Annotated in this window: 27 protein-coding genes and 1 pseudogene; 19 read left to right on the top strand and 9 right to left on the bottom strand. The window is 70.7% G+C overall.

Features of this window, described 5'->3' with window-relative positions; all coding sequences use genetic code 11:
- Window positions 1-120: 120 nt before the first annotated feature.
- Window positions 121-594, bottom strand: coding sequence for a thioredoxin-dependent thiol peroxidase (gene bcp / locus ACWDBE_RS21930; RefSeq protein WP_449789720.1), 474 nt, complete (start codon window positions 592-594; stop codon window positions 121-123).
- A 166-nt stretch (window positions 595-760) separates the two neighbouring features.
- On the opposite strand from bcp, the gene ACWDBE_RS21925 reads away from it, so the two are divergent.
- Window positions 761-1,102, top strand: coding sequence for a DUF3618 domain-containing protein (locus ACWDBE_RS21925; protein ID WP_449789719.1), 342 nt, complete (start codon window positions 761-763; stop codon window positions 1,100-1,102).
- Between the two features lie 229 nt (window positions 1,103-1,331).
- On the top strand, window positions 1,332-1,634 hold the full coding sequence (locus ACWDBE_RS21920; protein ID WP_049655715.1) for a GroES family chaperonin: 303 nt from the start codon (window positions 1,332-1,334) through the stop codon (window positions 1,632-1,634).
- Between the two features lie 166 nt (window positions 1,635-1,800).
- Here ACWDBE_RS21920 and ACWDBE_RS21915 read toward each other — a convergent pair whose 3' ends face one another.
- The 4 genes from ACWDBE_RS21915 to ACWDBE_RS21900 all read right to left on the bottom strand — a co-directional run bounded on the left by ACWDBE_RS21915 (window position 1,801) and on the right by ACWDBE_RS21900 (window position 4,776).
- Window positions 1,801-1,998, bottom strand: coding sequence for an aroma-sacti cluster domain-containing protein (locus ACWDBE_RS21915; RefSeq protein WP_449789718.1), 198 nt, complete (start codon window positions 1,996-1,998; stop codon window positions 1,801-1,803).
- 14 nt (window positions 1,999-2,012) lie between these two features.
- Window positions 2,013-2,552, bottom strand: a complete 540-nt coding sequence (locus tag ACWDBE_RS21910) for an iron-containing redox enzyme family protein (protein ID WP_449789717.1) — start codon at window positions 2,550-2,552, stop codon at window positions 2,013-2,015.
- Window positions 2,553-2,713: 161 nt separating this feature from the next.
- A complete protein-coding gene (locus ACWDBE_RS21905) occupies window positions 2,714-3,703 on the bottom strand; it encodes a radical SAM protein (protein WP_449789716.1) in 990 nt (329 codons plus the stop codon).
- Window positions 3,691-4,776 (bottom strand): radical SAM protein, encoded by a 1,086-nt coding sequence (locus ACWDBE_RS21900; RefSeq protein WP_449789715.1) that lies wholly within the window; start codon window positions 4,774-4,776, stop codon window positions 3,691-3,693. Before ACWDBE_RS21900 ends, ACWDBE_RS21905 begins: the two co-directional genes overlap by 13 nt.
- Window positions 4,777-4,942: 166 nt before the next feature.
- On the opposite strand from ACWDBE_RS21900, the pseudogene ACWDBE_RS21895 reads away from it, so the two are divergent.
- The 3 genes and pseudogenes from ACWDBE_RS21895 to ACWDBE_RS21885 all read left to right on the top strand — a co-directional run.
- Window positions 4,943-5,120, top strand: a pseudogene (locus ACWDBE_RS21895) (IS5/IS1182 family transposase); the annotation flags it as partial.
- Window positions 5,121-5,422: 302 nt separating this feature from the next.
- Complete coding sequence (locus tag ACWDBE_RS21890) at window positions 5,423-7,216, top strand: hypothetical protein (protein WP_449808834.1); 1,794 nt, start codon at window positions 5,423-5,425, stop codon at window positions 7,214-7,216.
- Window positions 7,217-7,277: 61 nt separating this feature from the next.
- Entirely contained in the window at window positions 7,278-8,447 is a 1,170-nt protein-coding gene (locus ACWDBE_RS21885; protein ID WP_449789713.1) for a winged helix DNA-binding domain-containing protein, read from the top strand.
- Between the two features lie 36 nt (window positions 8,448-8,483).
- Here ACWDBE_RS21885 and ACWDBE_RS21880 read toward each other — a convergent pair whose 3' ends face one another.
- Window positions 8,484-10,817: a transglycosylase domain-containing protein gene (locus ACWDBE_RS21880; protein WP_449808833.1), complete on the bottom strand. Its 2,334-nt coding sequence runs from the start codon at window positions 10,815-10,817 to the stop codon at window positions 8,484-8,486.
- A 224-nt stretch (window positions 10,818-11,041) separates the two neighbouring features.
- Here ACWDBE_RS21880 and ACWDBE_RS21875 point away from each other — a divergent pair, with 224 nt between their 5' ends.
- From ACWDBE_RS21875 to ACWDBE_RS21810, 14 genes are all read left to right on the top strand, one after another.
- On the top strand, window positions 11,042-11,839 hold the full coding sequence (locus ACWDBE_RS21875; RefSeq protein ID WP_449808832.1) for an ABC transporter permease: 798 nt from the start codon (window positions 11,042-11,044) through the stop codon (window positions 11,837-11,839).
- Window positions 11,832-12,683 (top strand): ABC transporter permease, encoded by an 852-nt coding sequence (locus ACWDBE_RS21870; protein ID WP_449789710.1) that lies wholly within the window; start codon window positions 11,832-11,834, stop codon window positions 12,681-12,683. The genes ACWDBE_RS21875 and ACWDBE_RS21870 overlap by 8 nt, the downstream gene beginning before the upstream one ends.
- 25 nt (window positions 12,684-12,708) lie before the next feature.
- Window positions 12,709-13,671, top strand: a complete 963-nt coding sequence (locus tag ACWDBE_RS21865) for an ABC transporter ATP-binding protein (protein WP_449789709.1) — start codon at window positions 12,709-12,711, stop codon at window positions 13,669-13,671.
- Window positions 13,672-13,920: 249 nt separating this feature from the next.
- Complete coding sequence (locus tag ACWDBE_RS21860) at window positions 13,921-15,159, top strand: glycosyltransferase (protein WP_449808831.1); 1,239 nt, start codon at window positions 13,921-13,923, stop codon at window positions 15,157-15,159.
- Window positions 15,160-15,161: 2 nt separating this feature from the next.
- Window positions 15,162-16,457, top strand: a complete 1,296-nt coding sequence (locus ACWDBE_RS21855) for a nucleotide sugar dehydrogenase (RefSeq protein ID WP_449789743.1) — start codon at window positions 15,162-15,164, stop codon at window positions 16,455-16,457.
- A 146-nt stretch (window positions 16,458-16,603) separates the two neighbouring features.
- A complete protein-coding gene (locus tag ACWDBE_RS21850) occupies window positions 16,604-17,899 on the top strand; it encodes a DUF445 domain-containing protein (protein ID WP_449789707.1) in 1,296 nt (431 codons plus the stop codon).
- A 229-nt stretch (window positions 17,900-18,128) separates the two neighbouring features.
- Window positions 18,129-19,148, top strand: coding sequence for an adenosine deaminase (locus ACWDBE_RS21845; RefSeq protein WP_449789742.1), 1,020 nt, complete (start codon window positions 18,129-18,131; stop codon window positions 19,146-19,148).
- Window positions 19,149-19,313: 165 nt separating this feature from the next.
- Complete coding sequence (locus ACWDBE_RS21840) at window positions 19,314-19,886, top strand: toxin-antitoxin system HicB family antitoxin (RefSeq protein WP_449789706.1); 573 nt, start codon at window positions 19,314-19,316, stop codon at window positions 19,884-19,886.
- Window positions 19,887-20,015: 129 nt separating this feature from the next.
- A complete protein-coding gene (locus ACWDBE_RS21835; RefSeq protein ID WP_449789705.1) occupies window positions 20,016-20,855 on the top strand; it encodes a DUF4097 family beta strand repeat-containing protein in 840 nt (279 codons plus the stop codon).
- Window positions 20,855-21,799, top strand: a complete 945-nt coding sequence (locus ACWDBE_RS21830) for an ATP-binding cassette domain-containing protein (protein ID WP_449789704.1) — start codon at window positions 20,855-20,857, stop codon at window positions 21,797-21,799. Before ACWDBE_RS21835 ends, ACWDBE_RS21830 begins: the two co-directional genes overlap by 1 nt.
- Window positions 21,796-22,575, top strand: a complete 780-nt coding sequence (locus ACWDBE_RS21825) for an ABC transporter permease (RefSeq protein WP_449789703.1) — start codon at window positions 21,796-21,798, stop codon at window positions 22,573-22,575. The genes ACWDBE_RS21830 and ACWDBE_RS21825 overlap by 4 nt, the downstream gene beginning before the upstream one ends.
- Before the next feature lie 110 nt (window positions 22,576-22,685).
- Window positions 22,686-23,276: a hypothetical protein gene (locus ACWDBE_RS21820; RefSeq protein ID WP_449808830.1), complete on the top strand. Its 591-nt coding sequence runs from the start codon at window positions 22,686-22,688 to the stop codon at window positions 23,274-23,276.
- 83 nt (window positions 23,277-23,359) lie between these two features.
- Window positions 23,360-23,701: a hypothetical protein gene (locus ACWDBE_RS21815; RefSeq protein ID WP_449789701.1), complete on the top strand. Its 342-nt coding sequence runs from the start codon at window positions 23,360-23,362 to the stop codon at window positions 23,699-23,701.
- Window positions 23,698-23,937: a hypothetical protein gene (locus ACWDBE_RS21810; RefSeq protein ID WP_449789700.1), complete on the top strand. Its 240-nt coding sequence runs from the start codon at window positions 23,698-23,700 to the stop codon at window positions 23,935-23,937. The genes ACWDBE_RS21815 and ACWDBE_RS21810 overlap by 4 nt, the downstream gene beginning before the upstream one ends.
- Window positions 23,938-24,001: 64 nt before the next feature.
- Here ACWDBE_RS21810 and ACWDBE_RS21805 read toward each other — a convergent pair whose 3' ends face one another.
- From ACWDBE_RS21805 to ACWDBE_RS21795, 3 genes are all read right to left on the bottom strand, one after another.
- Window positions 24,002-24,400, bottom strand: coding sequence for a hypothetical protein (locus ACWDBE_RS21805; RefSeq protein WP_449808829.1), 399 nt, complete (start codon window positions 24,398-24,400; stop codon window positions 24,002-24,004).
- Window positions 24,401-24,484: 84 nt separating this feature from the next.
- On the bottom strand, window positions 24,485-24,790 hold the full coding sequence (locus ACWDBE_RS21800) for a DUF2992 family protein (protein WP_449808828.1): 306 nt from the start codon (window positions 24,788-24,790) through the stop codon (window positions 24,485-24,487).
- A gap of 451 nt (window positions 24,791-25,241) precedes the next feature.
- On the bottom strand, window positions 25,242-25,934 hold the full coding sequence (locus ACWDBE_RS21795; RefSeq protein WP_449789741.1) for a VOC family protein: 693 nt from the start codon (window positions 25,932-25,934) through the stop codon (window positions 25,242-25,244).
- Window positions 25,935-25,948 lie beyond the last annotated feature (14 nt).

Below are 25,948 nucleotides of genomic sequence, written 5' to 3'. Positions count from 1 at the left end.
GGTGGCGGTGCACCCGGTCGGGGGGTGCGCCGCCACCGCTTCGTCGTGGGTCGGGCTCGGTACCTCAGGCTCTCAGCGCCTCAGTACCTCGGGCTCTCAGTGCCCAGGGCCCTCAGTTCCTCAGGCCCCGACCTTGAGGTCGCGCAACAGCTTGGCGACGTGACCGGTGGCCCGCACGTTGTAGAAGGCGTGCTCGACCTTGCCGTGCTCGTCCACGACGATCGTGGAGCGGATCACACCCAGGTAGGTGCGGCCGTAGTTCTGCTTCTCGCCGAAGGCGCCGTACGCCTCCAGCACCGTCTTCTCGACGTCGGACAGCAGGGTGACCTTCAGGTCCTCGGCCTCGCGGAACTTGCCGAGCTTCTCCGGCTTGTCCGGGGAGATGCCGATGACGTCGTAGCCGGCGCCCGCGAAGACCTCGAGGTTGTCGGTGAAGTCGCAGGCCTGCTTGGTGCAGCCGGGGGTCAGGGCGGCGGGGTAGAAGTAGACGATGACCTTGCGGCCCGCGTGGTCGGCGAGGGACACCTGGTTGCCGTCGGCGTCGGGCAGGCTGAAGGCGGGTGCGGTGTCGCCGGGCTGGAGACGCTCACTCACGGTCGTACTCTCCTGGAAGCTGGGGCGGGCGGTCGTACCACGGCAAACTTACCTCCGATGGTGGGTGGGGCCGCGCGACCGTTCCCGGCAGCTGACACACTGGGTCAGTCGCACCGATCGTACGGATCGGACGGAACAACATCGGCGAGTGAATGGGGTGGCCCGAGTGGGCGACGCGAGCACGCAGGACAAGTCGGCGAGGACGACCGCCCAGATCGAGGCGGACATCGAGCGGACGCGTGACCGGCTGGCGGGAACCCTCGACGAGCTGGCCGTCCGCGTCCACCCGAGCACCATCTCCGCCCAGGTCAAGGCCAAGGCGGCGGCCGCCGTCGAGGAGCGGACCGCCCGGGCCTACGTGGCCGCCAGCGGCGTGGTGGAGAAGGTCCGGTCGCAGTTCGTGGACGAGAAGGGGCAGCCGCGCCGCGAGCGGATCGTCCCGGCCGCGCTGGTGGGCGTGGGCCTGGTGCTGCTGGTCGCCTCGGCCCGCAAGCGCCGCAAGGGCTGAGCACCGCGGGACGGAAGGGCCGGGCGCAGCACGCGTGCCCGGCCTTCCGCATGTCCGGGCCCGGGCACCCGGCGTTCCGCGTGCCCGCGTTCCGCATGCCGGGCCAGCGTCACGCCCCGCGCCCGGGGGAGGTACCTTCGGGACCGTGAGTACGAACCACGAGAGCCACTCGGACCACCTGCAGGAGCACGCCCGCCACGACCGGCTCGGCGAGAAGCTGCCGATCCGGATGCTGCACGACCGCGTGCTGGTGCGCATCGAGGGCGGTGAGGGCGAGCGCCGTTCGACCGGCGGCATCCTGATCCCGGCCACGGCGGAGCTGTCCAAGCGCTGTACCTGGGCGGAGGCCGTCGCGGTGGGCCAGAGCGTGCGCTCGGTGGAGCCCGGCGACCGGGTGCTGTACGACCCGGAGGACAAGCTGGAGGTCGAGGTCCGCGGCGCCACCTACGTGCTGCTGCGCGAGCGCGATCTGCACGCCGTGGCCGCGACCCGGTTCGGCGACACGGAGGGCTCGACCGGCCTGTACCTCTGATCACGGGCATGCTGCCGTGAAATGCTTCGAGCCCTCCCCGAGTCTCGCTGTGCGTACACAGCGGATCGGGGAGGGCTCGACGGGGTTCGGCGTTGATCAGGCTGCGAGGATTTCAACGGCGGTAGGCCGCCCAAGCTCAGCTGCGACCTACCGCCTAATTGCCGAACTACCAGACGAAGCCGCCCGAGTTGCCACACGCGGCATTTTCAGGTGAGATTGCGTTCAGCCGCGTCTTCAGTCCGATCAGGACGTCGACCTCGATCGGGGAGAGCGAATTGATGGCATCCAGCTGCTCCTGCGTGGCGCAGTCGAATTTCAGGCCAGCCGCCTTCAGATGCTCAGCCGCTTGCTGCTTGTTCGCCACAGTAACCTCCTATCCTACTTGGTGGGTTGATGACGCTGTGCTGAGCGGCCCGTTGCCGCCAGCACTTCCTCGATGACATGAATCCCACTCTTGACTGTATGCAACGCGCTGAGTCCAAGAGCCGCGTGCAAACGGGAAGTGATAGGCAGATCATCGAGAGTCTTCATGAGTTCGTCACGATGGCGAACGTCCAGGGCTGAATGTCGCTCAAGGGTTCGGAAACCAGACAATGGATATCCGGTCCTCTCGGAGAGATAGGCGGAGAATCCGCGAGGAGGCGGGTAGCCTTCAAGGACCGCAATATGTCCGAGCAAACAAACCGGGTGGTAATGGCTCACCCAGTAGTATTGAGCACCCACCAGCGTGGCGACGGCATCCGAAGGTAGCCGGCGCAGCGGTTCATCCGGGTCGAAACCGATGGCAGCCAGATCTTCTCGCACCCACTCATCGTGCCCTTGTTCTTCCCGAATGTGACGCTCCAAATACTCGGCAACACCGCGCGCAACGGGGTCGCCATCCGAGAGCTGCAAGGCCACGTGCAGGGCATGCTGCATCAACGGCACTGTCGAGCGGATAGTGGCATGCAGCATGCATAGGTACTCGGGGTACAGGCCAACCAAAGAGGTTGATTCCCAAAGACGCCTAGAGACGGCCAGAAGGCCCGGAAGGGCGATTTCAATCTTTGCGCAGAGAAGCGACGAAGGACTACCTGTCATTATTGGGTCGATCCTCCAGTCTCTACAACGGGAAGTGGTCGGCATTCCGCCGTTTCTCGCCGCCGCCTCAGCATGCTCCAGCAGGCGCCACAGATGCTACTGAATTCCTTGTTTGCCAGGACCTGAAACTCTGGACGGTTGGCGGCCATTTCGCCAATTCCAATGGTCGAGGCGCCCTGGAAGAACGGATCGGTTCGAAATTCAGAAATGGCTTTCGACGTTTCAGCCCCGCTAAGGCATTCTCTGCGCAGATCTGGCGGACCACCCCCCATGATCACGGTTTCATTGCAGCATGCGGTGACCAGACCGTCGTAGCGCACGACCGGGGAAGTGGCCAGGTTGCATACGCCGAAGCTGTTGGCCGGGAAGCGATGTTTCCAGGAATAGATTCCGGCCCCGCGCCCATAAGGCAGAGGGAAGGTCGGAATGATTTCTGCGTGGCAACTCCAGTCACTCCCGAATGCTGCCACCAGGAGTTGTCGAGCCCGGTCAACCATCCCGTTTTCATCGATAACCTGCACGACAATCGGGATCCCATGACGTGCCAAGGCTCTGGCGGCGCTGGAAAATTGATCCGAAGATGTTCCAGCCTCGTGATAAGCATCGGTGCTGAGATAAACGCAGTCAATCCGTGCCAATACCTTGTCAATCCAGGGCGGTGGAGTTTCCTGGCCCGCCCAGAAGCCGCTGGTATAAATGGCAATGCGTTTGCCAGCACTGACCAGCCGATCAACAGCGAGCGACAGTGCTCGGCGCTCGACAAACGGCTCTCCCCCGGAGATGCCAACCAAATCAAGATTCGGCTGACTGCATAGTTGATCAATAATCTCGGCAAACAATTCGAAGTTGCTGATGCGAGGACTGTCCGGGCGGGAATCCACGGAGCAGTGCGCGCAGCCTACTGGGCATCTGTCGGTAATGAACAGGAGAATTGATGCCTCAGGAGTCCGTCGAATCCTGTTCACTTCAGCATGACTTAGGCGTCCCATTGCACATTCCGCTGGTTCGGAAGACCGAGCATGATCAGGTCGGCATATTTAGCAATCCCCCACTGTCGCGCAAAAGCCACTGGTCCCGCATCGGCCAGAATCTGGCCGGTCAAAGATTCGATTGCCTGGTTCTTCTGTGCGTCACCATCGAGCATTGCCGGTAGTTCCGACTTCTCAGAAAGTGCCCAACAGGTCTCGCAGTAACCCGAGCAGCTCCGAGCGCCGGCACGTTGAGAAAGATACAGTGGACCTAGCGCTCGTAGGACGCGGAGCGTCGAGGAGGCCAAGCAGCGCTCCTTGATAACTGCCCAGTCGTCAATGGCGATGTCTCCCAGCAGAAGATGATCAGGCATGGGCACCTTGCCGTCCATCACATCTTGATTACCGCATGTGGTGACTCGGCCATCGAATCCGACTACGGGCCAGCCGGCCACAGTGCAGGGGAGTGCCTGACCAGGGAAGTGCGGTTCTGGAGTGTTCTCGACCCAACTCCGGGCCCGTCCGTGGGAGACCACCGGCGCGACAAACATTGGAATCCGGTCCTCGAATGTACTTCTTACTTCGCTCACCAGGTCCGCAAGGTACTGATCATCCGGTCCCAGCCCGACCAGCTGCATGCTTACGTCTTTGCCTTCATCGAGCAGCTGTCGTAGGACTCTGAATGCCGCGGCGCGGGGGATTTCTCGCTCATGATAGGCATCAAAGCTTGCCGAGAAATGGTCTACCGCGTCGATTGCGGCCTTTACGGACCTTGGAATCCGAGGGCTGTTCGCGAAGAAGAGCCCAGACAAGACTTGTGACTTGGCCCCGATGCCCCGCGCATGGTCGGCAATTTGGCGAACCAGCTGTGGACGAAGCAATGCTTCGCCACCCGACATGAGCAGGAAATCTGGGCGGCTTTGCTCGGTCATTGTGTGCACAAACGCGAGCAATCTTTCAGCCGCGCTCTCATCGCTCGCGAGAGTCGAACTGGTGGCGCAATGAGCACAACTCAAAGGGCACCGGCGGGTGATGCCTAGGGAGATCGCAGATCCTGGGACGGTCCGACGAGCAAGGATGTCTGCCAGATGCATAGTGCACCAACCATTGCAGGAAGCTGTTTGATATCAGGACGGCGGCAGCGAGCCACCAGTGCCGTGACGGCGAGCGCCATCACCATAGCCCTCCGTGATGAGATGGAGACGAACCATCGCCGGTGTGTCGTACACGCGGTCTCTTCAGGGAGGATTGTCAAGCAGGTTCGAGCACGTGGTACTCGCGCTGGTCCACCGGCTCGGGCTACGGGTGCCCCTCCAGCCCGGGATGCTCGGACCGCACCATCCGCCGAAGACTCAAAGAATGGGCGAAGCGGGGCATTTCCGAGACCACGAACGCTCTCGCGCTCCAGGCCTACGGCCGCATGATCGGCCTGGAACTGGTCCGAGATATCCGGAGATCAGCGTGTCCGGCGAACCCGTCGGCGTCGTGGAGGGCGTGCGGGTGCACGTCACCGGCCTGACCGCCTTCTCGTGGCCATGGGGGACCGGCACGGCCTGTTCTTCCGCGCCGACGCCATCACCCCCGCCCCCGTTGCGGTCCTCGCGCGGCCGCTCGCGGGTGGGCGTGTCACCTGGTCGGTTCAGTTCCCGTTGTGCCTTCCGGCGCCGCGGCGGAGGGTGGGAGCGGCCGGATGCGGCCATCCGCCCGTGGGGCGCCCACGGTGATCGCGCGAGGGAAGCCATGACACCGACCAGAGAGAGCGGTTCGGTCGTGCGTGCCCGCGTTCGTGCCGCGGTGGTGCTCGGTACGGTCGCCGCCCTGTCGGCCGGCTGCTCCTCGCCGCCGAAGAGCGGCCCGACGCCGTCCGCCCCTGCCGGGGCCTCCGCCTCCGCGGGGGCCTCCGCCTCCGGGGCCGCGGAGGTGCGACAGAGTCTCGCGGCGTTCGAGAAGCCGCTCGGTGCGGAGGACGCTCAGCGGGCGTGGGAGGGGTTGGCGGCGGCCGTGGGCGCCGCCTCCGCCCAAGGGGTCGACCACGACACGATCAGCAGGGAGGTCCTGCTGTGGGAGTCGCGCCAGCTGAGTACGCCGGAGGGGCAGCAGACCTTCATGGCCAACGCCGCGGCGCTGAACGGGCGCGTGGTGTCGGTGGGTGGGACCTCGGGGGTGCCGACGCCGACGCTCGGCGCGGCCCCCGCGGGGGGACCGGGGCGGCCGGCCGCGTTCCGGCAGGCGTCGCCGGGCGCCGGGCTGTCCTTCTACTTCGTCAACGGGGTGCTGAACAACTTCGACTCCTCGACGGTGAACGCGAACCTGCTGTCCGCCACGCTGAGCGGGCAGCTGGGCTATCCGGTCCGCGTCAACCTCCAGTTCAACGCCTCCAGCGCCAGCATCGCGATGTACACGTACAGCGCCTGCCAGGAGGCGCAGCGCGCCACTGCGGACAACCCGATCCAGGAGAACCGGGACCTCGCGAAGGCCATCTGCGGGCTCAGCGCGGCCGGGGCGGTCGTCCTGCCGGAGGCGGTCATGGCGGACGTCAGCGGGACGATCACCCGGAAGCTGGCGGATCCGGACTTCGCGTTGGACGGGGTCAACGTGAACCTGCTGAAGAACGTGCAGGACGACCTGGGCAAGGGGCTGCGCGTGGTGCTGATCTCGCACAGCGAGGGCGGCCTCTACCTGCGCAACGTGCTGCCGCGGATCGGCGCCGGGAAGCCCGTCGGGGCGCTGTACATCGCCCCGCCGTTCGGCAGTGGGCAGGAGCTGAACGCCAATCCGACGCGCTATGTGATGTTCGAGTGGGACTGGTTGTTGATGGGCATCTCCAGCGTGGACTTCACGACCAAGGCCGTGGCCCCGCAGACCGTGTACGACGGCTCCACGGCGTCGCGGTTCAACCTCCACTACCTCTCCAACTATCTTCACTGCGGGTCGGATTCGGCCAAGCAGGTCGGTGACCGGACGCGTGAGCTGGTGGACTTCGTCAACTCGGTTCCGGCCTCCCGGGGCGGTGCTCGCCCGGGGGCGCCAGGGGGCGACGGGCTGCGGCCGGGGCAGGACGTGCAGGGTTGTCCGGTGCCGCAGCCGGAACAGACCCCGTCCGTGACGCCCACCGAGACCCCGTCCGAGACGCCCACCGAGACTCCGACGGGGACGCCGTCCGAGACGCCCACCGAGGCGACGCCCTCCGCATCGCCCTCTCCCTCGGCCGGTGCCTACTACGTCTTCCTGCTCACCAACGTCTCCGGCGGGAACGTCCTGGTGGGGTCGCTGGACGACGTCCAGGGCAAGCGCACGTGCGACTTCGCGGACGGTGGCCTGTGCGCCGATGCCGGCGGTCAGGACGTCCCGGTGCAGTACACCGCCGAGTTGGGCCCGTACCCGACGCTCGCGGATGCCCAGGCCGCGTACTGCGCGAACGCCACCAACCCACATCCGGGCCCGGGGGCCGCAGGTACCAAGGTCGACATCTTCGGCGGCAGTTACTGGGCCGACAACATCGGCTTCAGCTGTCCGGTGGCCCCGAGTCCCTGACGCGGGTGGGCCCGCGCCTCGGCCGGCCGGGCCTGTCGGTGGTGCGCGCTAGGGTCCCGGCATGAGTGTGCCGGTGATCGGGGTTCGGGAGCGTCGGGCCAGGCTGGGGCGGCGGCAGTTGCTGGCGCCGTCGGTGCGGGCGGCGCGGGTGGAGGACGTGGCCGACGGGGTGGTCGGGCTGCACGCGACGGACGCGGCCACGGTGTACCTGTCGGCCTGCGCGCGGTTGGCGGAGCCCGCGGCGGCGGAGGTGGACCGGGCGCTGTACGAGGACGTCTCGCTGGTGAAGCTGCTGTCGATGCGGCGGACGATCTTCGCGGTGACGGAGGGCTTCGCCCCGTACGTGAGTTCGGCGGCGGCGCGGGCGATCGCGGCGAAGGAGCGGGCGGGGCTGCTGAAGCACCTGCGGGACCACGCCGAGGGCTGGGACGAGGCCCGGTTGGCGCGGACGGAGCGCGAGGTGCTGGCGGCGCTGGCCGCGCGCGGTGAGGCGACGACCAAGGAACTCTCCGAGGACGTACCGCAGTTGCGCGAGACGATTCTGATGTCGGCGGGCAAGCCGTACGAGGCGAGGCAGAGCGTGGGCAGTCGGCTGCTGCGGCTGCTGGCCTCGGACGGGCACGTGCGCCGCTGCCGTCCGCGCGGGTCGTGGCTGAGCAGCAGTTACCCGTGGGCGCCGGTGCCGCAGTGGCCGGACGTGCCGGTGCGGGAGGCGAAGGCCGAGGTGGTGCGGCGCTGGCTGGCGGCGTACGGGCCGGGGACAGTGGAGGACGTGAAGTGGTGGACGGGCTGGACGCTGGGGGACGTCCGTAGGGCGCTGGCGGACCTCGGGGCGGTGGAGGTGGCGCTGGCCGACGGGGCGCCCGCCCTGGTGCTGCCGGGGGACGAGGCGCCGGTGGCGGAGCCGGAGCCGTGGGCGGCGCTGCTGCCGTCGTTGGACCCTGCGGTGATGGGCTGGCGCGGGCGGGACTGGTACCTGCGGCCGGAGGACGTGCCGGCGCTGTTCGACCGGGCGGGCAACTCCGGGCCGACGGTGTGGTGGTGCGGCGAGGTGGTGGGCGGCTGGGCGCAACGCGCCGACGGCGGTCTGGTGTGGCGGCTGTTCCGGGACGTCGGGGCGCAGGCGGAGCGGGCGGTCGCGGCGGAGGCGGAGCGGTTGGCGGGCTGGTTGGGTGAGGTGCGGGTGACGCCGCGGTTCCGCACCCCGTTGGAGCGCGAGCTGGTGGCTTAGCGCGGGTGGTGTGGCGCCGGGCGGCTCGGAGCCGGCTCAGGGCGTGGCCGGCGCCGCCGGGCGGCTGGCGGGGCCGCCGGTGGCGCTGGGCAGGCCGGTGGGGCGGGTCGGCTGGACCTGGCTGGGTTTGGGGGCGGGGCTGGGCTGGTCCGGGCCCGTCGTGGGCTGGGGGGCCTGGGGGCTGGGGGTGTTCGGCCCCGGGGCGGGTCGGTCGGTGGTGGCGGGGGCGCTGGGCGTGTGGTCCGGGGGAGTGCCGGGGGTCTGGCCGGTGCTGGTGGGTGCGGCGCCGGGCGGCGGGGTAGTCGGGGTGGTGGTGGCGCTGGGGCCGGTGCCGGGGGTGAGGTCGGGCCAGGGGGTGGTGGGGGCCTGTCCGGTTCTGAGGTCGAAGTCCTGGGTGGGGGTGCCGTCGAGGGCGGCGGCCGTGTAGGCGGTCCAGATCCGGGTGGGGAAGGCCCCGCCGTTGATCCGGGTGAGTCCTGCGGTGCCGGCCAGCGGTTCCTTGGCGTGGGTCTTCGGGTTCTCCCTGAACAGGCCGACGGTGGTGGCGAGTTCGGGGGTGTAGCCGGCGAACCAGGCGGAGAGGTTGGAGTCGGTGGTGCCGGTCTTGCCGGCGGCGGGGCGGTTCAGGTCGAGGGCGGCGGCGCCGGTGCCGCGGGGGCTGATGACGTCGCGCAGCACGTCGGTGACGGAGTCGGCGATCTCCCGGTCGAGGGCGTCGGTGGGGTTGTGTTCGGGCATCTTGGGGACGTCGACGGCGCCGCCGGCTTTGACGCGTTCGAGTTTGAGGACGGACCAGGGGGTGTGGGCCTGGCCGTGGTTGGCGAAGGTGGCGTAGGCGCCGGCCAGGTCGAGGGCGCTGGGGGTGGCGGTGCCGAGGGTCATCGAGGTGTTGGCCGGGTCCATGCCGCGGACGCTGTCGGGGATGCCGAGTCTGACGGCGGTCTCGCGGACGCGGGCGAGTCCGGCGTCGACGCCCTCCTGGGCGTACACGGAGTTGACGGACTTCACCATGGCGTAGCGCAGGGTGATGTTGCCGTAGGAGATGTCGTCCTCGTTGGGCGGGGCGTAGGGGGTGGGGCCGCCGGTGACGGGGCGTTCGCTGGTGCCGTCGTAGCGGGATTCGGTGGTGATCGGGCGGCCGTCGACGGTGTGTTGGGCGACGAGGCCGGCGGCGAGGTCGATCGGTTTGAAGGTGGAGCCGATCTGGTTGTCCTGGCGCAGCGCGTCGTTGTAGGGCTGCTTGGCGTAGTCGGGGCCGCCGTAGACGGCGACGACCCGGCCGGTGGCGGGTTCGACGGAGGCGCCGGCGACCCGGACGTCGGTGTCGGTGGTGGGGCGGGCCTGGGGGTCGAGTTCGCCGGTGAGTTCGTCCTGGACGGCCTTGGTGAAGGCGTCCTGGCGGGGCTTGTCGAAGGTGGTGGTGATGCGCCAGCCGCCGGCCTTGAGGGTGGCGGCGTCGAGGGTGCCGGAGGAGACGAGGTAGTCGTCGGCGACGCCGACCAGGTAGCCGGCCTGGCCGGCGAGGCCGGTGGCGGGCTGGGGGTCGATCGGGTCGGGGAAGGTGGTGGCGGCGCGGTCGGCGGGAGTGAGGAAGCCGAGTTGGACCATGCCGTCGAGGGTGTAGTTCCAGCGGGCGACGGCCTTCTCGCGGTTGGCGGGGGTGGCGGTCTTGACGTCGTAGAGGCTGGGGGCCTGGAGCAGTGAGGCGAGGTAGGCGCCCTGGGGGAGGGTGAGCCGGGAGACGTCGACGCCGTAGTAGGCGTGGGCGGCGCTCTGGATGCCGTAGGCGCCGCGGCCGAAGTAGCTGCTGTTGAGGTAGCCGGCGAGGATCTCTCGCTTGTCGCGCTGCTGGTCGACCTTGAGGGCGATGAGCAGTTCGCGGCCCTTGCGCTCGATGGTCTGGTCCTGGGTGAGGTAGTAGTTCTTGACGTACTGCTGGGTGATGGTGGAGCCGCCCTGCATGCCCTTGCCGAGCAGGGTGTTCCAGCCGGCCCGGAGCATGCCCTTCAGGTCGATGCCGCGGTTCTGGTAGAAGGTGCGGTCCTCGGCGGAGACGACGGCCTGCTGGGTGGGGAGCGGGATCTGGTCGATGGTGACGTCGGTGCGGTTGACGGCGCCGGTGCGGGCGATCTCGGTGGTGCCGTCGGCGTAGAGGTAGATGTTGTTCTGGGCGACGGCGTGGGCGTTGGGATCGGGCACCGGGACGATGACGTAGAGCACGGCGAAGCCGCCGACGGCGAGCAGGAACAGCGTGGTGAGGGTGCCGAGGGTGACCCGCCAGGTGGGCAGGAACCGGCGCCAGAGCGGGAGGGCGCGGCGGGCCTCGCGGCGGGCGGCCCGTTTGGCCTGGCGGCGGGTGCTCAAGGTCATGCCGAGATTATCTGCTATTTGACGCGCGATCAGGCCGGAAAAACCGGGTGCGGGTGGGGTCGTCCGGAGGTACGGTGAAAGGTGAAAACCACATAGCGCACCCGCTTTCGCAGCTCCGCCCGCCCGCCCGGCACCCCCCGGGTACGGCCGGTCGGGGCCGTTGGGGCGTGCGCGGATGTCGAGGGGCGCCTCTCTCTGCTCGTATTTGTCGACAAGGAGACAATATGCTCTACGCCGCCGTTGCCCGCGGCGCCTTCCGCCGCTACTCCACCTACCGGGCCGCCACCGTGGCCGGCACCTTCACCAACACCGTCTTCGGCATCATCCTGGCCTACACCTTCCTCGCCCTCTGGCAGGCCCGCCCCGGCCTCGGCGGCTACGACCAGAGCCAGGCCGTCACGTACATCTGGGTCAGCCAGAGCCTGCTGGTCACCGTCGCGGTCTGGGGCGGCGGCTTCCAGGACGACCTCCAGGACCGCTTCCGCAGCGGCGACATCGCCGTCGACCTCTACCGCCCGGTCGACTTCCAGGGATGGTGGCTGGCCTCCGACCTCGGACGGGCCGGCTTCCAGGCGCTGGTGCGCGGCACCGTGCCGATGCTGATCGGCGCCCTGGTGTTCCGCATCCGACTGCCCGAACACCCGCTGACCTGGGCGTTCTTCCTGCTCTCCGGGCTGCTGGCGGTGGTCGTCAGCTTCGGGCTGCGCTTCCTGGTCTCGATCACCGGCTTCTGGCTGCACGACTCGGAAGGGGTGCGCTCGGCGATGCTGGTGGTCTCGATGTTCTTCTCCGGGATGCTGCTGCCGATCGCCCTGTTCCCCGGCTGGCTGGGCGCGCTCGGCCGGGTGCTGCCCTGGTCCGCGCTGGTGAACGTGCCCACCGACGTCTTCCTCGAGCGGACGCGGGGCACCGCCGTGCTCGGGGCGCTCGGCTTCCAGCTCGGCTGGGCGGCGGTGCTGGTCGCCGCCGGGCGGGGCGCCCAGCGGCTCGCCACCCGCAGGGTGGTGGTGCAGGGTGGCTGAGCAGCTGGTGAGGCTCCGCCGGGAGCCCTGCCCGGCCCGCACCGCCTGGGCGCTGCGCTCCTGGTGGCTCTGCGCCCGGATGTGGATGCGCTCGATGATGGCCTACCGGGCCTCCTTCGCCCTGAACCTGGCGGCGAGCGCGGTCATCCACGCCCTCGACTTCGTGGTGCTGGTGGTCATGTTCCTGCACACCGACCGGCTCGGCGGCTGGAGCCTGCCGGAGATCGCCTTCCTGTACGCCACCGCCGCCTTCTCGCTCGGCGTCGCCAACCTGCTGGTCGGCTCGGCCGAGTCGCTCGGCGCGCGGATCGTCAGCGGCTCGCTGGACACCATGCTGATCCGGCCCGCGCCCGCGCTCTCCCAGCTGTGCGCGGAACGCTTCTCGCTGCGCCGGCTCGGCCGCCCGCTGCAGGCCGTGGCGGTGCTGGTCTGGTCGCTGGCCGCGCTGGACGTGCACTGGACCTGGGACCGGGTGCTGCTGGTGCCCGTCCTGCTGGTCTGCGGCACCGTCATCTTCGGCGCGATCTACATCGGCGGCGCCACCGTCCAGTTCTGGTGGGGCGAATCCAAGGAGATCCAGAACTCCTTCACCTACGGCGGCGCGACGCTGCTGCACTACCCGCCGACGGTCTTCGCCAAGGAACTGGTCGCCGGGGTCGTCTTCGGCGTCCCGCTGGCCTTCGTCAACTGGCTGCCCGCGCTGCGCATCCTCGGCCGGCCCGACCCGCTCGGCCTGCCCACCGCCTTCCAGTTCGCCTCCCCGGTCGCCGCCGCGGTCTGCGTCCTCGCCGCCGGGCTCGCCTGGCGGGCCGGGCTGCGCGCCTACCGCGGCACCGGCAGCTGAACCCCCTGACCAGAAGGAGCCCACCATGGCACTGATCGAACTCCAGGACGTCCGCCGCAGCTTCACCGTGCGCACCCGCACCGGCCGGTTCAGCCGGGCCAAACGCGAGGTCCACGCGGTGGACGGGCTCAGCTTCACCGTCGAGGCCGGCGAGTGCGTCGGCTACATCGGGCCCAACGGGGCCGGCAAGTCCACCACCATCAAGATGCTCACCGGCATCCTCGTCCCCAGCTCCGGGCGGCTGCGGGTGGCCGGGGTCGACCCGGCCCGCGAACGCGTCGCGCTGGCCCGCCGGATCGGCGTCGTCTTCGGACAGCGCACCACCCTCTGGTGGGACCTGCCGCTGCGGGACTCCTTCGAACTCGCCCGCCGGATCTACCGCGTCCCCGACGCCCGGTACCGCGAGAACCTCGAGCGCTGCGTCGAACTGCTCGACCTCGGCGGCCTGCTGGACACCCCGGTGCGCCAGCTCTCGCTCGGCCAGCGGATGCGCGGCGACCTCGCGGCGGCGCTGCTGCACGACCCCCAGGTGCTCTACCTGGACGAGCCGACCATCGGCCTGGACGTGATCAGCAAGGGCCGGGTGCGCGAGTTCCTGCGCGAGGTCAACCGGGACCGGGGCACCACCGTGCTGCTCACCACCCACGACCTGACCGACATCGAGCAGCTCTGCGGCCGGGTGATGGTGATCGACCACGGCCGGGTGGTGTACGACGGCGGGCTGGAGGGCCTGCACGCCGCCGGCCGCAGCGAGCGGACGCTGGTGGTGGACCTCGCGCAGGAACTCGCCCACCCGGTCGAGGTGCCCGGGGCCAGGGTCACCAGGGTCGAGGGGCCGCGCCAGTGGCTGGCCTTCCCGGCCGAGGAGAGCGCCGCGCCGATCGTGGCGGCGGTCGCCGCGCGCTACCCGCTGGTGGACCTGTCCGTGCGCGAGCCGGCCATCGAGGACGTGATCGCCCGGATGTACGCGGAGGTCGCGATCGGCTGACGGGGACGGGCGCGGAGCCCGAAGGGGCGGGCGCGGACGCCGGGAGGGGCGGGCGCGGACGCCGGGAGGGGCGGGCGCGCACGGCTGGAGGGGCGGTCGTACGGCGGCCGGATGCCGTACGACCGTTCGTTGTTCGGCGGTGTGTTCGGCTCTCCTTCACCGATGTGGGTGATCACCGTGACCCCCGGCCGCTGACGCGAGTTGACCGGATGTCACCCGCCGATGCCGGAACCGGAGGCTCCCCGCCCGATGGCCCTACCCGACGTGACCGTGGTGGTCGCGGTCCGCAACACCATGCCGCACCTCACCGCCTGCCTGGACTCGCTGGTCGGGCAGTCCCTGGCACCGGGGCGGCTGGAGGTGGTGGCCGTGGACGACGGTTCCACGGACGGCGGCGGGGAACTGCTCGACGAGTACGCCGCCCGCCACCCCGGGCTGTTCACGGTGGTGCACCAGGCCGACTCGGGCGGCCCGGCGGGCCCGGCCAACCGCGGCATGCAGCTGGCCCGCGGCCGCTACGTGCTGTTCCTCCGCGCGGACGACCGGCTCGGCGAGGAGGCGCTGGAGCGGCTGGTCACGGCCGCCGACGCCTGGGGCTCGGACGTGGTGGTGCCCCAACAGGCCGGGGTGAACGGGCGGCCGGTGCCTCAGGGGACCTTCCCCGCCGACGCCGAGTCGGTGGACTTCACCGACTCGGCGCTGGCCTGGGCGCTGGCCGACACCAAGCTCTTCCGGCTCGACCTCCTCCGGCGCCACCGGCTGCGCCGCGACGAACGGCTGAAGGTCCTCTCGGACCAGCCGTTCACCCTGGAGGCCTGCCTGCGGGCGGCCAGGGTGTCCGTCCTCGCCTCCTACGACTGCTACTTCCCGGTGCCGCGCGAGGACCGGGGCGACCTCACCGAGCGGGCCGGGGTGCTGGACCGGCTGCGCGGGATCACCGCGCTCCAGCAGGTGGCCGCCGAACTGGCCAGGCCGGGCGAGGAGTTGGACGCCATCCGGGTGCGCGGCTTCGGCCGGGACGTGCCGCGCCTGCTGCAGGACGGCTTCCTGCTGCTGGCCGACGACATGCAGGAGCGGGTGTGCGTCGAGGTCGCCCGGCTGATCGAGCGCTTCGGCGCCCGCGAGGTGTACCGCCGGCTGCCGGTCGCCGAGCGGGTGCGGCTCGAGCTCGCCTGCGCGGTGAGGCCGGAGGCCCTGCGCCACCAGATCCGCTACGAGGCGGCGCACGGCGATCCACCCGTGGTGGTGGACGGGCGGCGGCGGTTCGCGGGCTACCCGGCCTTCCGGGACGCCCGGCTCGGGCTGCCGGACGCGCTGTTCCTGCTGCCGGAGGAGGACTCGGGCGCGGCCGTGGCGCAGGCCGCGCCGCGGCTCGACCTGGCGCGGCAGCTGTGGCGCGGACTCGTCCCGGAGCAACTGCGCCGCGGGCTGCGGCGCCACCCGGCATGGCGCTGGCTGGCCGACTCGGTGAACGGAGGACGGGAATGAGCCTGGACGTCTGCGTGGTCGGGCTGGGCAGGCTGGGCCTGCCCCTGGCGGTGCAGTTCGCGCTGAAGGGCCACCGGGTCACCGGTGCGGACATCGCGCCGGGTGTGGTGGAGAGCGTCAACCTGGGCGTGCCGCCGTCCCCCCGGGAGGCGGGCCTGGAGCAGGCGCTCAAGCGGGTCGTCGCCGAGGGCCTGCTGCGTGCCACCACCGACACCACGGGCGCGGTGGCCGGGGCCGGGGCCGTGGTGCTGGTCGTCCCGCTGGTCACCGCCGCCGACGGCAGTCCGGACTTCACCGCGCTCGACGCGGCCACCGACGCCGTCGCGGCCGGGCTGCGCCGGGGCACCCTGGTCAGCTACGAGACCACCCTGCCGGTCGGCACCACCAGGGAGCGCTGGGCGCCCCGGCTGTCGTCCGGCTCGGGCCTCGCCGCCGGGACGGACTTCGCGCTGGTGTTCAGCCCGGAGCGGGTCCGCACCGGACGGGTCCTCGCCGGCCTGCGGCGCCACCCCAAGCTGGTCGGCGGCCTGGACGCCGCCTCGACCCGGCGCGGCGCCGAGTTCTACCGGGCGGTGCTGGACTTCGACCCGCGCCCTGACCTGCCCCGGCCCAACGGTGTCTGGGAGCTGGCCTCGGTGGAGGCTGCCGAGTTCAGCAAGCTCGCCGAGGCCACGTACCGGGACGTCAACATCGCGCTGGCCAACCAGTTCGCCCGGTACGCGGACGAGGTCGGGGTGGACTTCGCGGAGATCGCCGACGCCTGCAACTCGCAGCCGCACAGCCACCTGCACCGGCCGGGCATCGCGGTCGGCGGGCACTGCCTCCCGGTGTACCCGCGGCTGTACCTGTGGAACGACCCGGGCGCGACGGTGGTCCGGGCGGCGCGCGAGGCCAACCTGGCGGTGCCGGGGTACGCGGTGGGCGTGCTGGCGGGGGCGGTGCCGGGCGGGATCGCCGGGCAGGGCGTGCTGGTGCTCGGGGCCTCCTACCGGGGCGGGGTCAAGGAGACGGCGCACTCCGGGGTGTTCCCGCTGGTCGAGGCGGTGCGGTCGGCCGGCGGGCGGCCGTACGTCAGTGACCCGCTGTACGAGGCCGAGGAGTTGGCGGCGCTCGGGCTGCCGCCGTACGGCGGGGAGCCGGTGGTGGCGGCGGTGCTGCAGGCGGACCACCCGGAGTACCGGGACCTGTCGCCGGTGGACCTGCCGGGGGTGCGGGTGCTGCTGGACGGGCGGCGGTGCACGGACCCGAAGCGCTGGGCGGGCGCGGAGGTGCGGCGGATGGTGCTGGGCGGGGGGTGAAAGCGGGTCGGTGTCGGTCCCGTATCCGTCCCGGGACCGGTCTCGGGCCCGTTCTCGCCGCGTCCGTTCGGCGCGTGACGCCTGGCGGGGGCGCGTGATCGCGAGGCGGGCCCCCGTCCGCACCGGGCACCGGGCAGACTGGCGGGGTGAGTGACGATGCCTTCAGCGGGACCGGCCACGGGGTCCGGTTCACCGCGGCCGACGAGCAGAAGAGACGCGGCGTCCGCCGGATGAAGACCATCGCGACCGGCCTGCTGGCCTTCGCGACCCTGGTCTTCGCCCTGTCAACCTGGGCCAGGGCGGCCGGTGCCGGGGCCTGGGCGGGGTACGTGGCGGCCGCCGCCGAGGCGGGCATGGTCGGCGCGCTGGCCGACTGGTTCGCGGTGACCGCGCTGTTCCGCCGCCCCTTCGGCCTGCCGATCCCGCACACTGCGATCATCCCGACCAAGAAGGACGCCTTCGGCCGCTCGCTCGGCGAGTTCGTCGGCGAGAACTTCCTCTCCGGCCACGTGGTCCGCGTCCGCCTGGCGGCGCTCGGCATCGGCCGCCGGCTGGGGGAGTGGCTGGCCGCGCCGGGCAGCGCCGAGCGGGTCACCAAGGAGGCCTCGGCGGCGCTGCGCGGCCTGCTCGCGGTGCTTCGCGACGACGACGTGCGGGCGGTGGTCGCCGAGGCGGTGACCAGGCGGGCCGCGGCCACCTCGGTGGCCGAGCCGATGGGCCGGATGCTCGGCAAGGTGGTCGCCGACGGCGGGCACCACGGGGTGGTGGACCTGGTCGCCGTCCGGGCGCACGGCTGGCTGACCGCCAACCACGAGGACGTGGTCCGGAAGGTCACCCAGAAGACCCCGGGCTGGACGCCCCGGTTCATCGACCACCAGGTCGGCGAGCGGGTCTACAAGGAGCTGCTGCGCTTCGTCACCGAGATCCGGGACGACCCGGACCACCCGGCGCGCGGCGCGATCGACAACTTCCTCGCCGACTTCGCGACCGAGCTGCAGACCGACCCGGAGACCATCGCCAGGGTCGAGCGGGCCAAGGGCGAGCTGCTGGCCCGCCCCGAGGTGCAGGACCTGATCAACTCCACCTGGGCGGCCGTGCGCACCCTGGTGATGGGCGCGGCCGAGGACGAGGACAGCGAACTGCGCCGGCGCATCCGCGACGGCGTGCGCGGCTTCGGCGAGCGCCTGGCCACCGACCCCAAGCTGCAGGCCAAGGTGGACGGCTGGCTCCAGGACGCCGCCCAGTACCTGGTCGACACCTACCGCACCGAGATCACCTCGCTGATCTCCGAGACGGTGGCGAGCTGGGACGCCGACGACGCCTCCCGCAAGATCGAGGCCAACGTCGGCCGCGACCTCCAGTTCATCCGGATCAACGGCACCGTGGTCGGCGCCCTGGCCGGGCTGCTGATCCACACCGTGGCGGTCGCGCTCGGGGGCTGATCCCGGGGACGGCGGTGCTCGGGGCCGATCCCGGGAACGGCGGTGCTCGAGGCCGATCCCGGGAACGGCGGCGCCGACTCGGGCCTATCCTGGGCCGAAATTACGCGATACGCGCGTAGAGGCACGGAGCAGGAAGAAGGGAACCACCGTGGTCCAGCCGGACGGAAGTCGGATCGGCCCCAGTGACACTCGTGACGGCGACAGCCGGACCGAGCCCGCGGACCGGAGCATCGAGGCGTTCATCGCCGGGATGCCCAAGGCGGAACTGCACGTCCACCACGTCGGCTCGGCCTCGCCGCGCGTCGTCGCGGAGCTCGCCGCCCGGCACGCCGGGAACTCCAAGGTGCCGACCGACCCGGCGGCGCTCGCCGAGTACTTCACCTTCACCGACTTCGCGCACTTCATCGAGGTCTACCTGAGCGTCGTGGACCTGGTCCGGGACGCCGAGGACGTCCGCTCGCTCACCTACGGCGTGGCCGAGGACATGGCCCGGCAGAACATCCGGTACGCCGAGCTGACCATAACCCCGTACTCCTCGGTCCGCCGGGGCATCCCCGAGGCCGCCTTCATGGAGGCGATCGAGGACGCCCGGCTGCGGGCCGAGAAGGAGCTCGGCGTGGTGCTGCGCTGGTGCTTCGACATCCCGGGCGAGGCGGGGCTGGAGTCGGCCGAGGTGACCGCCCGGCTGGCCACCGAGCTGGCCCCCGAGGGCCTGGTCAGCTTCGGCCTGGGCGGCCCGGAGATCGGCGTGCCGCGCCCCCAGTTCAAGCCGTACTTCGACCGGGCCCGGGCGGCGGGCCTGCGCAGCGTCCCGCACGCGGGCGAGACCACCGGGCCGGAGACGGTCTGGGACGCGATCCGGGTGCTCGGCGCCGAGCGCATCGGACACGGCACCCAGGCGGTGAAGGACCCGGCCCTGGTCGACTACCTGGGCGAGCACCGCATCCCGCTGGAGGTCTGCCCGACCTCCAACATCGCCACCCGGGCGGTGGAGCGGATCGAGGACCACCCGATCAAGCGGATGGTCGACGCCGGGCTGCTGGTGACGGTCAACAGCGACGACCCGCCGATGTTCGGCACCGACCTCAACACCGAGTACGCGGTGGCGGCGCGGCTGCTGGGCCTGGACGAGGCCGGGGTGGCCGGGCTGGCCCGCAACGCGGTCGAGGCCTCCTTCCTGGACCGGACTGGCAAGACCCGGCTGGCCGGGGAGATCGACGCCTACCTGGCGGGCTGGCAGCGGTCGTAGCCCCTCGCGCCCGCGTTTCCCCTGGTGAACCGCCCCGTCGACCTCCGGTCGGCGGGGCGGTTCCGTTGTCGGCGCCGGTCGGCGCCGACTCCGTTCCGGCGATGGCGCCATAATGGTGCCACAAATGGCTCGACATGGCGCCACGGCTGTGCCATGCTTACGGCCATGGACCTCACGCCGTACGTGGAAAACCTCCGGAACGAGCTCGCGGTGGCCGCCGCCACCGGCGGGGACGAAGCCCGCGCGCTGGCCGAGCGGCTGACCCTCCCGCTGGAGTCGGCCGTGCGGCTCACCCTGCTCAACGCGCTCTCGGCCGCCATGGGTGAGGTCACCCGGGATCTCGCCCCCGGCTCGGTGGATGTGCGCCTGCGCGGCGTCGATCCCGAGTTCGTGGTGACGGCGCCGCCCGGCTCGGACGCCTTCCACGGCGACACGGCGCCGCCGATGGCGCCGCAGTCGGCGCCGGTGGTGCCATCCGTGGCGCCGGTGGCACCTTCGGTGGTGCCGGAGTCGGACGAGTCGGGTACGGCCCGGATCAACTTCCGTCTGCCCGCGCACCTCAAGACCCGGGCGGAGGAGGCCGCCGCGGAGGCCGGCCTCTCGCTCAACGCCTGGCTGGTCCGGGCCCTGGCCGGTGCGCTGGAGGGCGGCGAGCCCGTCCGCAGGCCGGTGGCCGATCCGGGCAGCCGGGTCGCGCGCAGCGTCGGCGGCCAGGGCTTCACCGGCTGGGTCCACTGAGGCCTCCGCAGTAACCCGAACATCCGCACGACCTCTCGCACCACCTCCCGCACCACCTTCTGCACCTTCGACGTCACTCCCGCTCCGACCAGCGGGAACACCTACACGAGTCAAGAGGACGGGACAGCCATGCCTACGTACGAGATCGACGGACCGATTTCCGCCATCCTCGAGTTCGACATCGGCTCGGTCTGGATCAAGGCGAGCAAGCGGACCGACGCCGTGGTCGAGGTCCGGCCGGCCAACCCGGCCAAGGAGGCGGACGTCAAGGCCGCCGAGCAGACCCAGGTCGACTTCTCCGGCGGCCGTCTGGGCATCAAGGCCCCCAAGCAGCGCTCCGTCTTCACCAGCAAGAAGGGCGCGATCGAGGTCCTGGTCGAGCTGCCGATCGGGTCCGAGGTCCACAGTGAGTCCCCGATGGCCGAGTTCGTCACCGAGGGCCCGCTCGGCGCCTGCCGGCTGAAGACCTCGCTCGGCCGGATCCAGGTCGAGCAGGCCGACAGCGTGCGGCTCGACAGCGGCTTCGGCGACATCCGGCTCGGCGGGACGGCCTGGGACGCCGAGGTGACGGGCGCCGGCCGGATCGAGATCGGCTCCGTCGGGGGCCGGCTGACGGTCAAGAACAGCAACGGCGACACCGAGATCGACGAGGTGCGCGGCGAGCTGAGGGCCAACGCCTCCAACGGCCGGATCCACATCGGCGCCGCCGAGGGCAACGTGGACGCCAAGTCGGCGCACGGCCACATCCGGGTCGGCCGGGTGGTCCGCGGCCAGGTCACCCTCCAGACCAGCGTGGGGGACGTCGAGGTCGGCATCGCGGAAGGCACCGCGGCCTGGCTCGACGTGCACAGCAAGGTCGGCGGCGTCCGCAACGACCTCGGCCCCACCCAGGGCCCGGGCGACGCCGTGGAGACGGTCGAGGTCCGCGGCCGCACCCAGGTCGGCAACGTCGTCGTCCGGCGGGCGTGATGGCGGCCCACGCCACGACCCCGGCGATCTCGGCGACGGCGCTCACCAAGTCCTACGGGGACAAGGCGGTCCTGAAGGGCGTCGACCTGGAGATCCCGGCGGGCAGCGTGTTCGCCCTGCTCGGGCCCAACGGCGCCGGCAAGACCACCACCGTGCAGATCCTCTCCACCCTGATCCCCTCCGACGGCGGCTCGGCCCGGGTGGCCGGGCACGACGTGGAACGCGAGGCCGACGCGGTGCGCAGGGTGATCGGGGTGACGGGCCAGTTCTCGGCGGTGGACAACCTGCTCACCGCCGAGGAGAACCTGATGCTGATGGCCGACCTCAACCACCTCCGCCGTCGGGAGGGGCGGAGGCGGGCGGAGGAGCTGCTGCGGCGCTTCGATCTCACCGAGGCCTCCCGCAAGGCCGTCACCACCTTCTCCGGCGGCATGCGGCGCAAGCTCGACCTCGCGATGACCCTGGTCGGCGACCCGAAGGTGATCTTCCTGGACGAGCCGACCACCGGGCTGGACCCGCGCAGCCGGCGCACCATGCGGGAGATCATCCGGGGCCTGGTCGCCGACCACGGGGTGACGATCTTCCTCACCACCCAGTACCTGGAGGAGGCCGACCAACTCGCCGACCGGATAGCCGTCCTGGACGGCGGCCGGATCGTCGCCGAGGGCACGGCCGAGGAGCTGAAGCGGGTCGCCCCCGGCGGGCGGATCCGGCTCCGGTTCGCGGACGCCGGCTCGCTGGCCACCGCCGCCGCACTGTTCGACTACGCCACGGCCGACATCGAGGCGTTGCGGCTGGAGATCCCGGGGGACAACTCCGTCCTCACGGTGAAGGCCGTGCTGGACGCGCTCGACAACGCGTCCGTGCAGGCCGAGTCGCTGGTCGTGGAGACGGCCGACCTGGACGACGCGTTCCTCCAACTGACCGGGGAGGGCGTGCGATGAGCATGGCCACGAGCACGGCCGGCCACGCGGTCAGCGACTCGCTGACCATGCTGCGCCGCAACCTCAAGCACGCGCTGCGGTACCCGTCCCTGACCTTCGCGGTCGTGGTGACGCCGGTCATGATGCTGCTGCTCTTCAACTACGCCTACGGCAGCACGCTGGGCGCCGGCATCGGCGGCGGCCACTACATCGACTACGTGACGCCCGGCATCGTGCTGATGGCGGCCACGTCCGGGTCGCTGGTCACCGCGATCGGCATCTGCACCGACATGACCGAGGGCATCGTCAACCGCTTCCGCACGATGGCCATATCGCGCTCCGCCTTCCTGGCGGGGCACGTGGTCGGCAGTGTCATCCAGACCATGATCGGGCTGGTGCTGGTGATCGGCGCGGCCCTCGCGATGGGCTTCCGGCCGAACGCCGGGCCGGTGGAGTGGCTGGCCGCGATGGGCCTGCTGCTCTTCCTCACCATCGCCCTGACCTGGATATCCGCCGGCATCGGCCTGGTAGCCAAGACGGTCGAGAGCGCCAGCAACATGCCGATGCCGCTGCAGTTCCTGCCCTTCATCGGCAGCGCCATCGTGCCGACCGACTCCATGCCGACGGCGATGCGCTGGTTCGCCGAGTACCAGCCCTTCACCCCCATGATCGAGACCCTGCGCGGGTTGCTGATGGGCACCGGGATCGGCACCAGCGCCTGGAGCGCCCTGGCCTGGTGCACGGTGCTGACGCTGGTCGGCTACTTCTGGTCGAGGAGCGTCTTCTACCGGCGGTGACGGGGGGGCGGCCGGTGGGCCGGGCGGCCCGGACGACGGAGCACCCGTCATCCGGGCCGACCGGCAGTTCCGTGTAAAGTCCCGGCAAAGGACAACTCCGGGGGGAGCAAATGACGGTGGCGCGCCGCAGGCAGGTCGTCTGGTGGCTCAGGGGCATCGCGCTGGCGTCCGTCCTCGTCTACCTGCCGGGCTACTTCTCCTCCCGCCAGGGCGGGTTGGTCGAGGTCGAGCGCTGGCTGAACCACCCGGTGCTGCTGCTCGGGGCGGCGATCACGCTGGCCGTGGCCTCGGTGGTGGTCCAGTTCGAGTTCCGCAGCAGGTGGGCGCAGATCGGCTGTGCGGCTGTCCTGTCGCCGCTCCTCGTCATCGGGGCGGGGGTCGGAGCCGTGGCGTACATCTTCGGTGGCGACGGCCGACTGGTCGTCCGCAAGCCCGACCCGAGCCGCTCCGACCACGTGCTGAGAGTCACCGACATCGCCTTCTCGATCGATCCGGTCTACCGGGTGGAGCTGCTGACCGGTAGCGGCTGGTCGGCCCGCCACTGGGGCCTCGGCACCTGGGACGAGGGCGCCGGCTTCGTCAGGGCCGAGTGGTCCGGTCCGGGCCGGATCACGGTGACCTTGGAGAAGGAGATCGAGGTCTTCACCGTGGGCGAGGACGGCGCGTTGGGCGGCCCCTCGGTGACGCCGAGGCCCCGGTAGGTCCTGCCGGTCCCAACTGCCCCAAGAGTCCCTGTAGTAGCGTCCGCGCCAAAGATCGGCAAAGAAGCCGTCGGGGGCGAGAGATGACAACGGTGCGCCGCAGGCAGATCGCGTGGGGACTCAGAGCGGTGGCGCTGCCGGCGTTGCTGGCGTGCGTGGCGGGCTGGCGCGAGTCCCGTTCGGGCGGGTTGGTGGTGGTCGCGGAGTGGTTCGACCACCCGGTCCTGCTGATCGGGTCGGTGCTCGTGCTGCTCGTGGCCTCGCTCGTCGTCGAGCTGGGGTTCGGCACCGGGACGGGGCAGCTCGTCTGCGGCCTCGGCCTGGGGGCGCTGGTCTTCTGCGTGCCGTTCGCCTTCCTGGCGAACCTGTTTCCCCCATGGACCCGCCGCGTCGGGAGGCGGCCCCGGGCCGCCCGGACCGGGTGATCGTCATCACGGACCTGGGCGGCTTCGATCCGGTCTACCGGAGTGAGCTGGTGTCCGGTTCCGGCTGGTCGGCCCGCCACTGGGAACTGGACTCCTCGAGGTACGACAGCAGCGTCAACTGGTCAGGTCCGGACCGGATAACGATCGACAGGGGTATCGCGCTCACGGTCTTCGACGTCCTCCCGGACGGCAGTCTGAGCGAGTCGCGGGAAGAGCCCCGGCCTCCGGAAAACTGAAGCCGTCCGGCTCTCCTCCGGAAAGCGGAGGAGAGCCGGGCCGTGCGTCCTGGTGGGGAAGGCGTCACCAGGTGTCGATGCCCATGGTCCTGGCCGCGCTGTGGATGGCGTTGTAGTGCGGGATCGACATGTCGGACTTCTTCTGGTTGGCCGGCAGGTTCCGGTCGGCGGTGCGGAACTCGTCGCGGGCCTCGGCCAACAGGCTGGTGCCGTGGGAGACCGGGACGTCCTTGGTGCCGTGGGCCGGGTGGGACTTGGCGGCGGTCTTGCTGCCCGCGTTGATCAGGGTGTTGCGGGCCTGGTTGTAGTCCGCGACCTTGACCGTCTTCGGGTTGCGGAGCTCCGCCCGCACCCCGGCCGTCGACGGCGCCTGCTCGGCGGCCAGGGCGGCCGGAGCGGCAGCGGCGGTGAGCGCGCCCGTCACGATGACGGTCGCGAGGGCGTTCCGAAGGGTCCTGTGCATGAGGGTGTCCTTCCGAGAAAGAAAAGCGTCACGGATTCGCCCCCTCCTGAGCAGCGAAACGGTCGGGGTGCGAACGCTTCGGCACTACCCCGGCCCTCGATGGCGGAAAACCGGCTTCCGCTCAGGAAGTTCGCCGACGATGAGATCAGGCCGTTTTCCGATATTGCTCCAATATGATTGGCATGATGGAGAGATGGGGCAATCACCTACCCCGGTGTCGCTCCTTGGCCTGCCGTTGAGCGGCGGCCCGCCGTTCGAGCACGGCTTCGGCGGCACGGCGCTTGGCAGCAGCGCGGTCGAGCGCGCCGCGCGGACCCCTCGCGGGCCCGCGATCTCCAGCACCCCGACCCAGAACGGGCCTTCGAAGAACACGGTGAACGTGCTCGGCATGCTGCGGGTTCCTCCCATGGTTGTCATGCCGTGTCCCGCGCACGCGGCCGCGCGCCGGGAGGGAACGCACCGGACACCCTGGGAGGGAGGTTACTGACCGCCGGCCACCGCCGACGGCGCCCGGACTACCGACCGGGAACCGTGATTTCGTGTGCTCCGTACGGGATCGTACGGGTACCCCCGGCCCGGGCGCACACGGATTTGCGAAGCCCGCGGCCTGACGCGGAGTCGCTGCTGTGGGGTGGGAAACGCGGAAGGGGTCCGGCACCTGTGTTGGTGCCGGACCCCTTCCGACTGTGGAGCGCCAGGCCCGGGTTGCACGGACTCTTCCTACTGAAAGTAGGACGTGCTCTGGTAGCACCGCTGACGCCTGACGAGGCTTCATGTACCTCGCGACATCAGGAACATTAGCAGGTCAGCGCCCGTGCGCCGAATCGTGATCCCGGGGCAGTCAGGCCGGGACGTGTACGGGCGGGCCGGCCACGCCGACACACGCCTCGTTCCCCTCGGGGTCGGCCAGCACCCAGTTCGACGGCGCGTCCGCGTCGTTCAGCAGGCGGCCGCCGGCCGCGAGAGCGGCGGCGATCCGGGCCTCGGCCTGGTCGTAGGGCACCCAGACATCGACGTGGACCCGGTTGCGCTGCGGGCGCGGTGAATCCATCCGCTGGAAGTAGAACGGCGCCCCGCGGCGGTGCGGGTCGATCAGGTCCTCGCCACTGCCCGCGCGCTCCTGGTAGCCGAGCAGAGCGCGCCAGAACGCCACCACGTCGGGACCGGCGAGGGCGTCGACGGTGACCTGGACGGTCTGCACGGCGGACGGGTCGGCGGGCACGTCCAGCGCCTGGGCCACCGCCGAGATCCGGCGGGCCAGTTCGATGTGCCGTTCGGTCAGTCCGTAGTAGTCGTCCGTGATCGTGATCAGCCGCACGAGCACGCCCGCCGGCCGCACGTCGACGTCCGGGTGGTCGTCCCCGACGCTCGGAATCTCACTGATCGCCTGCACGAACCGGGCGCCGACCGCGAACGACCCGGTGCGGAAGTACGCACACGCCCCCTCGCCCACCACGCGCCAGTCCTCCAGGCCGACGGCCTCGTGGAACCGCTGCGGCCTGATGCGCTCCATCGTGCTCTCCCCGTAGGTCATGCGCCCCGACAAGC

This window comes from Kitasatospora sp. NPDC001132 (assembly GCF_053598415.1).
The sequence above is the reverse complement of the archived record's forward strand: the minus strand, read 5'-3'. Positions and strand labels throughout refer to the sequence as shown.

What these genes read in the sequence shown, in the direction of transcription:
- ACWDBE_RS21920 (WP_049655715.1), top strand. Translation starts at nt 1,332, where the DNA reads ATGCTGCACGACCGCGTGCTGGTGCGCATCGAGGGCGGTGAGGGCGAG.
- ACWDBE_RS21910 (WP_449789717.1), bottom strand. Translation starts at nt 2,552, where the DNA reads ATGCAGCATGCCCTGCACGTGGCCTTGCAGCTCTCGGATGGCGACCCC.
- ACWDBE_RS21905 (WP_449789716.1), bottom strand. Translation starts at nt 3,703, where the DNA reads ATGGGACGCCTAAGTCATGCTGAAGTGAACAGGATTCGACGGACTCCT.
- ACWDBE_RS21900 (WP_449789715.1), bottom strand. Translation starts at nt 4,776, where the DNA reads ATGCATCTGGCAGACATCCTTGCTCGTCGGACCGTCCCAGGATCTGCG.
- ACWDBE_RS21890 (WP_449808834.1), top strand. Translation starts at nt 5,423, where the DNA reads ATGACACCGACCAGAGAGAGCGGTTCGGTCGTGCGTGCCCGCGTTCGT.
- ACWDBE_RS21885 (WP_449789713.1), top strand. Translation starts at nt 7,278, where the DNA reads ATGAGTGTGCCGGTGATCGGGGTTCGGGAGCGTCGGGCCAGGCTGGGG.
- ACWDBE_RS21880 (WP_449808833.1), bottom strand. Translation starts at nt 10,817, where the DNA reads ATGACCTTGAGCACCCGCCGCCAGGCCAAACGGGCCGCCCGCCGCGAG.
- ACWDBE_RS21875 (WP_449808832.1), top strand. Translation starts at nt 11,042, where the DNA reads ATGCTCTACGCCGCCGTTGCCCGCGGCGCCTTCCGCCGCTACTCCACC.
- ACWDBE_RS21865 (WP_449789709.1), top strand. Translation starts at nt 12,709, where the DNA reads ATGGCACTGATCGAACTCCAGGACGTCCGCCGCAGCTTCACCGTGCGC.
- ACWDBE_RS21860 (WP_449808831.1), top strand. Translation starts at nt 13,921, where the DNA reads ATGGCCCTACCCGACGTGACCGTGGTGGTCGCGGTCCGCAACACCATG.
- ACWDBE_RS21840 (WP_449789706.1), top strand. Translation starts at nt 19,314, where the DNA reads ATGGACCTCACGCCGTACGTGGAAAACCTCCGGAACGAGCTCGCGGTG.
- ACWDBE_RS21835 (WP_449789705.1), top strand. Translation starts at nt 20,016, where the DNA reads ATGCCTACGTACGAGATCGACGGACCGATTTCCGCCATCCTCGAGTTC.
- ACWDBE_RS21830 (WP_449789704.1), top strand. Translation starts at nt 20,855, where the DNA reads ATGGCGGCCCACGCCACGACCCCGGCGATCTCGGCGACGGCGCTCACC.
- ACWDBE_RS21825 (WP_449789703.1), top strand. Translation starts at nt 21,796, where the DNA reads ATGAGCATGGCCACGAGCACGGCCGGCCACGCGGTCAGCGACTCGCTG.
- ACWDBE_RS21820 (WP_449808830.1), top strand. Translation starts at nt 22,686, where the DNA reads ATGACGGTGGCGCGCCGCAGGCAGGTCGTCTGGTGGCTCAGGGGCATC.
- ACWDBE_RS21815 (WP_449789701.1), top strand. Translation starts at nt 23,360, where the DNA reads ATGACAACGGTGCGCCGCAGGCAGATCGCGTGGGGACTCAGAGCGGTG.
- ACWDBE_RS21805 (WP_449808829.1), bottom strand. Translation starts at nt 24,400, where the DNA reads ATGCACAGGACCCTTCGGAACGCCCTCGCGACCGTCATCGTGACGGGC.
- ACWDBE_RS21800 (WP_449808828.1), bottom strand. Translation starts at nt 24,790, where the DNA reads ATGCCGAGCACGTTCACCGTGTTCTTCGAAGGCCCGTTCTGGGTCGGG.
- ACWDBE_RS21795 (WP_449789741.1), bottom strand. Translation starts at nt 25,934, where the DNA reads ATGACCTACGGGGAGAGCACGATGGAGCGCATCAGGCCGCAGCGGTTC.